The sequence below is a fragment of the Rhodoplanes elegans genome (assembly GCF_016653355.1).
Classification (GTDB): domain Bacteria; phylum Pseudomonadota; class Alphaproteobacteria; order Rhizobiales; family Xanthobacteraceae; genus Rhodoplanes; species Rhodoplanes elegans.
In genome coordinates, this window is record NZ_NHSK01000105.1 from 1 (window position 1) to 8,745 (window position 8,745).

An 8,745-nucleotide genomic window follows, 5' to 3' on the forward strand; every position below is an offset into this window, starting at 1 on the left:
TCCGGCACCGGCGCCCGTCGCGGCCGCAACCTCGGCCCCAGCCGCCGCCAAGGCGCCGGCCAAGGAGGCCGGCAAGGAACCGGCGAAGCCGGCGCCCGCGCCGCCCGCCGCGCCGAGCGGCGAGGCCTATATCGAGACGCCGCGCTGCACGAGCTGCAACGCCTGCCTGCAGGTGAACACGCGCATGTTCGTCTACGACGGCAACAAGCAGGCGATGATCGGCGATCTGACGGCCGGCACCTACCGCCAGCTCGTCGAGGCGGCGGAGAGCTGCCCGGTCGGCATCATCCATCCCGGCGAGCCGAAGAACCCGAGCGAGCCCGACCTCGACGACCTGCGCAAACGCGCCGCAGCCTTCGGCTGACCGCCGAACGTTCGATCGAGCACAGATCGTAGGGGGCATGGCGCGTTGGCGCCGTGCCCGTGCGGTCGAACCCGTCGGCGCACGCCGCCGCGCGCCACGACGCGCGCTGGCGCTACGGCGTCATGTCGCCGGCCGTTTCCTTGACAGCCCCGCGCCCGGCACCCACACTCGTCCCGGCTTTGTATGACGAGTATGCGGCGCGCTTCTTGCATTCTCCGAGGCGCCCGCCGTTCCGGCCGACCGACCCCGCGATCGCCCCGATCCGGATCGGGTCCGGCACGCCAACCGGAGACCTCGACATGCTCGGATCTCGCCCGTCACGCCGAACGTTCGCCGTCCTCGCTCTCGCTGCGGCCACCGCCGCCGCTGCCCTTGTCGGCCCGGTGGCGCCGGCCGCCGCCCAGGACACGGTCAATGTCCGCTTCTCGTGGAAGATGAAAGGCGAGTACGGCACGTATTTTCTGGCGCAGGAGAAGGGGCTGTTCAAGGCGGCCGGGCTCGACGTGAAGCTCGGCGAGGGGGCCGGTGCCCAGGCCGCGCTCGGCGCGCTGATCCAGGGCCAGGAGGACATCGTGATCCTGCCCGGCGTGTTCGCGCTGAGCGCGATCCAGAAGGGGCTGCCGGTCAAGATCGTCGCGCTCTACCACCCCAAGACCCCGGTGACGCTGATCACCTATCCGGACAAGCCGGCCAAGACCCCGAAGGATCTGGCCGGCATGACGGTGGCGCATTCGGTCGGCGAGACCGGCACCAGCTATCTCGACGCCTTCCTGCGTCTCAACAAGGTCGATCCCGCCTCGGTGAAGCGCACGCTGATGAACGCGCAGGCGCGCGTGCCCGCCTTCATCCAGAAGCAGGTGGACGTGGTGAGCGTCTATCAGACCAACGACCTGCCGATCATCCGCGAGCAGCACAAGGGCGTCGACTTCGTCGTGATGGACATGGTCGATTACGGCCTCGCCGTGCCCGGCATGGCGCTGGTGACGAGCGACCAGCACCTCGCCAAGAAGCCCGACGTGCTGAAGCGCTTCCTCAAGGCCTCGGCCGAGGCCGTCACGGCCGCCAAGGCCGACCCGATGGCCGCCACCCAGGCGATCCGCAAGACCTGGGCGTCGCCGCCGAGCGAGACGGCGGTGCTGGAGCAGGTCAAGGCGACGGTCGGTGCGATCCCGGTGACGGCCGGCAAGCCGATCGGCTGGATCGAGGAGGGCACGATCACAGACGCGCTCGAGCTGCTGAAATCCGCCGGCGAGATCGAGGCGCCGAAGCCGGCCGCGACCTTCTATACCAACGCCCTGCTCGGACCCTGAGCGACACCGCGGCATCGGTGGCACAGCGGGGTATCGGCGTGACGATCCAGCAGCAGCGGCGCAAGCGGCACATCGTGCGCGCCATCACCGAGACGGCGGCGGCGCCCGTGCTGGCGCTGCTCATCCTGGCCGTGTGGGAGATCGGGGCGCCGCTCGCGGGGCTCTCCAGCTTCATCCTGCCGACCCCTTCGCAGATCCTCGGGCGCATCGTGACCGATCATCGGCTGATCGCCACCCACGCGGGCGTGACGCTGTTCGAGACGGTGGCGGGCTTCGCCATCGCGGCCGTCACGGGCGTCGGCACGGCGCTGATGATCTTCTACTCGCGACTGTTCGAGCGAGCCATCTACCCGCTCCTCGTCGCGCTGCAGACCATCCCGAAGGTGGCGCTCGCGCCGCTGCTCGTTCTCTATCTCGGTTACGGCTACGCGCCGAAGCTGTTTCTCTCCTTTTTGCTCGCCTTCTTTCCGATCGTGATCGCGACCGTGGTCGGGCTCAACAGCCTCGACAAGACGATGGTGAGCCTGGTGCGCTCGATGGGCGCCAACGAGTGGCAGACCTTCGTCAAGGTGCGATTGCCGGCGGCGCTGCCGAGCCTGTTCGGCGGCCTCAAGGTCGGCATCAGCCTGTCGGTGATCGGCGCCGTGATCGGCGAGTACGTGGCGGCCGAGAAGGGGCTCGGCTACCTGCAGCTGCAGGCGAGCTCGCAGTTCGACACGACGCTGAGCTTCGCCGCCATGATCGTCATCGCGGCGCTCGGCGTGATCACGTTCTGGAGCCTGGAGGCGCTGGAGAAGCGGGCCGTGTTCCAGCGCGAGGCGGCCCGATGAAGGATCCGACGCCCGCCACCACCCGCCTGCACGGCGTGTCGGTCGCGATCGAGAACGTCACCAAGACCTACGAGCTGCGCGACGGCAGCGATCTCCTGGCGCTCGACCAGGTGGATCTGTCGATCGCGCCGGGCGAGTTCGTCGCCATCGTCGGCCCGTCCGGCTGCGGCAAGAGCACGCTGTTGTCGCTGGTGGCCGGCCTTGCGAGGTGTTCCACGGGCCGCATTCTCGTGGACGGCGAGGAGGTGAAAAGACCGCACGCAAAAGTCGGCGTGGTGTTCCAGACCGACCTGCTGCTCTACTGGCGCACCGTGATGGACAACATCCTGCTGCCCATCGAGATCAAGGGCTGGCGCAAGCAGGACTATCTGCCGAAGGCCGAGCGCCTGCTCGAGCAGGTCGGGCTCGGGGGCTTCGCCGAGAAGTATCCGAGCGAGCTGTCGGGCGGCATGCGCCAGCGCACCGCGATCTGCCGTGCGCTCGTGCAGGAGCCCGGCCTCCTCCTGATGGACGAGCCGTTCGGCGCGCTCGATGCGCTCACCCGCGAGCAGATGATCACGGATCTGCAGGCGATGTGGCTGTCGGTCGGCAACACGGTGCTGTTCATCACCCACTCGATCGAGGAGGCCGTCTTCCTCGCCGACCGTGTGCTGGTGATGTCGCCGCGCCCCGGCCGCGTCGATCTCGACCTGAACGTCGCGATCGAGCGGCCGCGCAGCTGGCGCAGCCGCACCGATCCGACCTTCATCGACCACATGTCGCAGATCCGCGGCATCTTCGAGGCCCGCGGCGTGCTGACGAAGGGGTAGCCGCCGTGACCGGCTCCGTCACCCTGAGGTGCCCGGCGAAGCCGGGCCTCGAAGGGCGACGGCCCGTGTTCGGGGCCGCATCCTTCGAGGCTCGCTGCGCGAGCACCTCAGGATGACGGGGCCAAGTCCGAAGTTCGAATTCCATTCCACCCATCGCGCCACTCCACACCGACCCCCATCGAGAGACCTCCCATGAAGGCCGATCTGGTCATCAAGAACGCCCGCGTCGTCGATCACGACGGCGAGTTCTTCGGCGGCGTCGCGGTGACGAACGGATGCATCGTCCTCACCGGCACCAACGATGCGCTGCCCGACGCCGCCCGCGTCATCGATGCCGAGGGCCGCGTGCTGATGCCGGGCGTGATCGACCCGCACTGCCATCTCGGCGTCAACTACCCCTACGACGAGGACATGCGCTCGGAGACGGCGGCGGCGGCGAGCGGCGGCGTCACCACGGTGCTCTTGTACATCCGCAACAAGAGCGGCCCCTATGTGCCGTTCTACAAGGAGCGCCGCGCCGTCGGTGAGGCCAACAGCCTGATCGACTTCGGCTTCCATTTCGGCATCCAGCGCGAGGAGCACATCCACGAGATCCCGGACATCGTCCGCGAGACCGGGGTGCGCTCGTTCAAGTGCTACTTCGGCTACGAACCCGACAATCCGATCGGCATCGTCCCGGCGACCGACGGCTGGGTCTACGCCACCATGCGGCATCTGAAGCAGATCCCCGGCGGCGTGATCAGCGTCCATTGCGAGAACACCGGCATCGCGACGTGGCTCAAGGACGAGATGAAGGCGACGGGCCGCCAGGATCTCGGCGTCTACAGCGAGTCGCGCCCGGCCTTCTGCGAGGAGGAGACCATCAAGCGGATGATCTTCCTGGCCGAGCGCACCGGCTGCCCGCTGCATCTCGTCCATACCTCGGTGGGGCAGGGGCCGGTGCTGGCGGCCGAGGCGCGCGGCCGCGGCATCGACGTGACGGTAGAGACCTGTCCGCACTACCTCACCCGCACCTGCTACGATCCCGACCTCGACATGAAGGCGAAGATTTCGCCCCCCCTGCGCGACCGCGGCGAGCTGGAAGGCCTCTGGCGCGGCGTGCTCGATGGCTCGGTGTACAGCCTCGGCACCGATCACGTGCCGTTCGTTCCCAAGAAGGGCGAGGACATCTGGAAGGAGGTGCCGGGGGTCGTCAGCTTCCCGTGGGAGCTGTCGCTGCTCCTGCATTTCGGCGTGCACCAGCGCGGCCTGTCGCTGTCGCGCCTCGTTCAGCTCAACGCGTATCATCCGGCGCGCCGCTTCGGCATGTGGCCGCGGAAGGGCTCCTTGCAGGCGGGCGCCGATGCGGACCTCGTGCTGGTCGATCTCGACGAGGAGCGCACCGTGCACCACACCGGGCACGGCCACTGCATCTACGAGGGGTGGACGCTGAAGGGCTGGCCCGTGCTCACCGTGTCGCGCGGCGACGTGATCTACGAGAACGGCGTGGTCACGGAAAGCTACGGCCGCGGCCGCTGCATCATCCGGCCGGACTGAGATGACGACGGCCTCGCCCGAGACGTGGCGAGAGGCCGGCTGGGCGGCGGCCCCGCCGTTGCCGGAGCGCCTGCTCGCGCCGGTGCGCGCCGCCGCGGCCCGGGCCCTGGCCGAAAGACCGTGGCCGGAGCTTCTGTGCGGCGTTCACAACCCGTTCGGTCGCCACGCCTGCGTGGCCGACGCGTGGAGCTTTCTCGACATCGGCGAGAGCGACGCCGTGCTCGACCCGGTCGCGGCGGTGCTCGGTCCGGACTTGGTGCTGTGGGACAGCGAGATCCTTTCGGACGCCGCCGCGTTGGATCACGACGAGGCGGTGTGGTGGCCGGTGGAGCCGCTCGCCGGCGCGCTGGTTCTTCTCACGCTCGCCGACGGCGCAATGCGACTCGTCGACATCACGCGACTCGCGAGCGCCGCGCCGGCGGCGCCGCTGGCGTCCGGGCCGATCCTCGCGCTCCGTTACATGCCGGCGACCTCGCGCTATCTCCGCGATCCGCGGGCGCCGCAGAACCAGTGCGGCGCCGAGCGCCGCGTGCTGGTCAATCTCGCGACCCGGCCGCTCTGGCTGGTGCGCGGCCAGGACCGCGCCGGCAACGATTTCGCCACCGGCTTCGCGCTGCCCGCCGCGCAATGGGCCGGCGCATGGCCGCTCGACACACCATCGACCGCCACACCGTCGAACCCCTGAACCAAGAGCCGGCCTGCCGGCCGAGGAGCAAAGAATGTCGCTGGACGCCATCGAGATCGAGAGCGCCGCGCTGCTCGTCATCGACATGCAGAACGGCTTCCTGCACGAGAACGGCACGCTCGGCGTCTCCGGCGTCGATGTCGGCCGGCTGAAGACCATCGTCGGACCGACCAAGGCCCTGGTGGAGAAGTTCCAGGCCGCCGGCGTGCCGGTGATCTGGACCGTGCAGGAGCACTTCGCCGTCGACGCGAGCCGGGCGCGGAAGAAGCTCGCGGCCCATACGGCGCGGCGCAAGCAGGTGTCGTGCCTCGCCGGGAGCTGGGACGCTGCGATCGTCGACGAGCTGAAGGATCTCGCCGCCAAGCAGCCGACCTTCGTGCTGCGCAAGCACCGCTTCGGCGCCTTCCACGAGACGCGCTTGGAGATCCTGCTGCGCCAGCTCGGCGTGACGACCCTGTTCGTCACCGGCACGACGACCAACGCCTGCGTCGAGACGTCGATCCGCGAGGCCTATCTGCGCGACTACGACGTCGTCGCCGTCACCGACTGCATCTCGGGCGTCAACGCGGCCTGGGAGGAGACGGCCCAGAAGGTGTGGGCGCAGTATTTCTGCGTGCTCGCCGGGTCGAGCGACGTGAGCGCCTGGGTCGACGCCAAGCTGGCGCCGCGCATCGTGTCGTTCGCCCACATGCTGCTGCAGGTCGCCGACATCGAGGCCTCGAAACGCTTCTACGCGGACCTCGTCGGCTTCACGCCGCGGGTGGCGAAGCCGCTGCCGGACGGCCGGCCCTTCGTGCCCTTCGTGCAAGGGCTGGCGCTCACCTCGGGTGGCGCCGGCGCCCGCCAGATCGACCACATGGCGTTCCAGGTGAAGGACGTGCGCGCCCTCGCGGCGCGCCTCGAGGCGGCGGGCGTGACGTTCTTCCAGCCGCTGCACGACGGCATCTACGGGCTGACCATCTACGTCGCCGATCCGGACGGCACCAAGGTCGAGTTCTTCGAGCCTGGCGTGACGCTGTAGGCGCCGGCAACTCGCTCTGGGCTCGTGTCCCGGGCGCGGCGCAACGCGCCGTGACCCGAGACCCAGAGCGTCGGGGGAGGTGTTTCGCCGACGCCTTGCCGTGTCGCCCCTGGGTCCCGGCTTTCGCCGGGACACGGACTCGGCGCGGGCGGCCTCCTCAGCTCGTCTCCTCCACGAAGACCTTCTCGCGGCCGGAGCGGATCGCGGGGAGGAGCAGGATCAGCACCACGATGGCGGTGAGGATCAGGAAGGCGAGGCTGATCGGACGTTCGACGAACACCGCCGGACTGCCGTGCGAGATGAGGAGCGCGCGGCGCAGGTTCTCCTCGATGAGCGGCCCGAGAATGAAGCCGAGCAGCAGCGGCGCCGGCTCGCATTGCAGGCGCTGCAGCACGTAGCCGACCAGGCCGAACACGCTGGCGATGATCACGTCGAGGGCGTCGTTGCGGATCGAGTAGACGCCGATGCAGCAGATCAGCAGGATCGACGGGTAGAGCAGACGATACGGCACGGTGAGGAGCCGCGCCCACACGCCGACCAGCGGCAGGTTGAGGACGACGAGCAGCAGATTGCCGATCCACATCGAGGCGACGAGGCCCCAGAACAGGCTCGGCTTCTCGGCGATGAGCTGCGGGCCGGCATAGAGGCCGTGCATCATCAGAGCGCCGACCATCAGGGCCATCACCGGGCTCGCCGGCAGGCCGAGCGTGAGCAGCGGGATGAACGCGGTCTGCGAGGCGGCGTTGTTGGCGGCCTCCGGGGCCGCGACGCCCTCGATGGCGCCGCGCCCGAAGCGATCCGGCTCGCGCGCGATGCGCTTCTCCAGCGCATAGGCCGAGAACGAGGCGAGCACCGGCCCGCCGCCCGGCAGGATGCCCAGCGCGGCGCCCAGCGCGGTGCCGCGCAACGCCGGCCTGACGATCGCCTTCAGGTCGTGCGGCGCCGGCCACAGGCCCTTGTAGTCCTTCACGTACTCGCGCGCCTCGGCGCCGCGGCCGAGATTCGCGATGGTCTCGCCGATGCCGAAGATGCCCATGGCGATGACGGCGAAGTCGATGCCGTCGCCGAACTGCGGCACCCCGAAGGTGAAGCGCGGCAGGCTCGAATTCACGTCGATGCCCATGGTGCCGAGCAGGATGCCGACCAGGATCATGCCGATCGCCTTGACGACCGAGCCGTGCGCGAGGATCACGGCGGCGACGAGGCCGAACACCATCAGCGAGAAGTAGTCGGCCGGACCGAAGTCGAGCGCGAACTCGGCCAAGGCGGGCGCCGCGAAGGCGATGATGAAGGTCGCGATCGTGCCGGCCATGAAGGACGACAGCGCGGCGGTGGCGAGCGCCAGTCCCGCCTTGCCCTGCCGCGCCATCTGATAGCCGTCGAGCGTCGTCACGACCGAGGAGGACTCGCCCGGCAGGTTGACCAGGATCGCCGTGGTCGAGCCGCCATAGGCGGCGCCGTAGTAGATGCCGGCCAGCATGATGATGGCCGCCTGCGGCTGCAGCGTGAAGGTGACGGGCAGCAGGATCGAGATGGTTGCGACCGGACCGAGCCCGGGCAACACGCCGATCGCGGTGCCGAGCAGCACGCCCAGGAACGCGTAGACGAGATTGATCGGATCGAGCGCGACCGAGAAGCCCAGCGCGAGATTGCTCAGGATGTCCATGGTGGGCTCACCAGCGCGGGAAGGGATGGAGCGGCAGGCTGAGGCCGAGCCAGAACAAGAGGGCGATGAAGGCGACGAGGCCGGCGGCGAGCAGCGCGACCTCGAGCGGGCGGAAGTCGCGATCGGCGAGCCGCGCCAGCACCACGACGAGGATGCCGGAGATCACGAAGCCGGCCTTCTCGACCAGCAGCCCGAACAGGACCGTGCCGAGCAGCACGAAGACGAGCGGCCGCAGCGCGATGCCTTCGATGCGATCGCCCGGGATCACGAGCGAGCGGCCGACCAGGATCAGGCCGAGCAGCACGAGGCCCGAGGAGACGAGCAGCGGATAGTAGCCGGGGCCGATGCGCGACGGCGTGCCGATCGGATAGTTCCAGCCGTACACGATGGCGAACAGGCCGAGCGAGACGAACAGGAGGCCGGTGACGAGATCGGTCGTGAGACGCAGTTGCACGGGCACCTCCCTGTGTCGTGACTGAAGTGGCAGGATCGCTGCGTTCGATCGTGCGGCGTTCCCCCCACCC

The 8,745-nt window shown here is 69.2% G+C and carries 9 protein-coding genes; 7 read left to right on the forward strand and 2 right to left on the reverse strand.

Features of this window, described 5'->3' with window-relative positions; translation table 11 throughout:
* From CCR97_RS13910 to CCR97_RS13940, 7 genes are all read left to right on the forward strand, one after another.
* Positions 1 to 364 (forward strand): ferredoxin (locus tag CCR97_RS13910; RefSeq protein WP_201159578.1); only part of this gene is annotated, 364 nt, incomplete at its 5' end.
* 299 nt (positions 365 to 663) lie between these two features.
* Positions 664 to 1,674 (forward strand): ABC transporter substrate-binding protein, encoded by a 1,011-nt coding sequence (locus tag CCR97_RS13915; protein WP_111357889.1) that lies wholly within the window; start codon positions 664 to 666, stop codon positions 1,672 to 1,674.
* A gap of 17 nt (positions 1,675 to 1,691) precedes the next feature.
* Positions 1,692 to 2,504 (forward strand): ABC transporter permease, encoded by an 813-nt coding sequence (locus tag CCR97_RS13920; RefSeq protein WP_111357888.1) that lies wholly within the window; start codon positions 1,692 to 1,694, stop codon positions 2,502 to 2,504.
* Entirely contained in the window at positions 2,501 to 3,313 is an 813-nt protein-coding gene (locus CCR97_RS13925; protein WP_201159579.1) for an ABC transporter ATP-binding protein, read from the forward strand. Before CCR97_RS13920 ends, CCR97_RS13925 begins: the two co-directional genes overlap by 4 nt.
* Before the next feature lie 192 nt (positions 3,314 to 3,505).
* A complete protein-coding gene (locus CCR97_RS13930) occupies positions 3,506 to 4,849 on the forward strand; it encodes a dihydroorotase (protein ID WP_111357890.1) in 1,344 nt (447 codons plus the stop codon).
* Between the two features lies 1 nt (position 4,850).
* On the forward strand, positions 4,851 to 5,534 hold the full coding sequence (locus tag CCR97_RS13935) for a resolvase (protein ID WP_111357887.1): 684 nt from the start codon (positions 4,851 to 4,853) through the stop codon (positions 5,532 to 5,534).
* Positions 5,535 to 5,568: 34 nt separating this feature from the next.
* Entirely contained in the window at positions 5,569 to 6,555 is a 987-nt protein-coding gene (locus CCR97_RS13940) for an isochorismatase family protein (protein WP_111357886.1), read from the forward strand.
* Between the two features lie 157 nt (positions 6,556 to 6,712).
* Here the strand turns inward: CCR97_RS13940 and CCR97_RS13945 are convergent, their stop codons facing one another.
* Positions 6,713 to 8,221 (reverse strand): tripartite tricarboxylate transporter permease, encoded by a 1,509-nt coding sequence (locus CCR97_RS13945; RefSeq protein WP_111357885.1) that lies wholly within the window; start codon positions 8,219 to 8,221, stop codon positions 6,713 to 6,715.
* A 7-nt stretch (positions 8,222 to 8,228) separates the two neighbouring features.
* Positions 8,229 to 8,675 (reverse strand): tripartite tricarboxylate transporter TctB family protein, encoded by a 447-nt coding sequence (locus CCR97_RS13950; RefSeq protein ID WP_170145888.1) that lies wholly within the window; start codon positions 8,673 to 8,675, stop codon positions 8,229 to 8,231.
* Between the last annotated feature and the right edge of the window lie 70 nt (positions 8,676 to 8,745).

Bases quoted from the DNA above. Each gene is read 5' to 3' on its own strand.
- CCR97_RS13915 (WP_111357889.1), top strand. From the start codon at position 664: ATGCTCGGATCTCGCCCGTCACGCCGAACGTTCGCCGTCCTCGCTCTC.
- CCR97_RS13925 (WP_201159579.1), top strand. From the start codon at position 2,501: ATGAAGGATCCGACGCCCGCCACCACCCGCCTGCACGGCGTGTCGGTC.
- CCR97_RS13930 (WP_111357890.1), top strand. From the start codon at position 3,506: ATGAAGGCCGATCTGGTCATCAAGAACGCCCGCGTCGTCGATCACGAC.
- CCR97_RS13935 (WP_111357887.1), top strand. From the start codon at position 4,851: ATGACGACGGCCTCGCCCGAGACGTGGCGAGAGGCCGGCTGGGCGGCG.
- CCR97_RS13940 (WP_111357886.1), top strand. From the start codon at position 5,569: ATGTCGCTGGACGCCATCGAGATCGAGAGCGCCGCGCTGCTCGTCATC.
- CCR97_RS13945 (WP_111357885.1), bottom strand. From the start codon at position 8,221: ATGGACATCCTGAGCAATCTCGCGCTGGGCTTCTCGGTCGCGCTCGAT.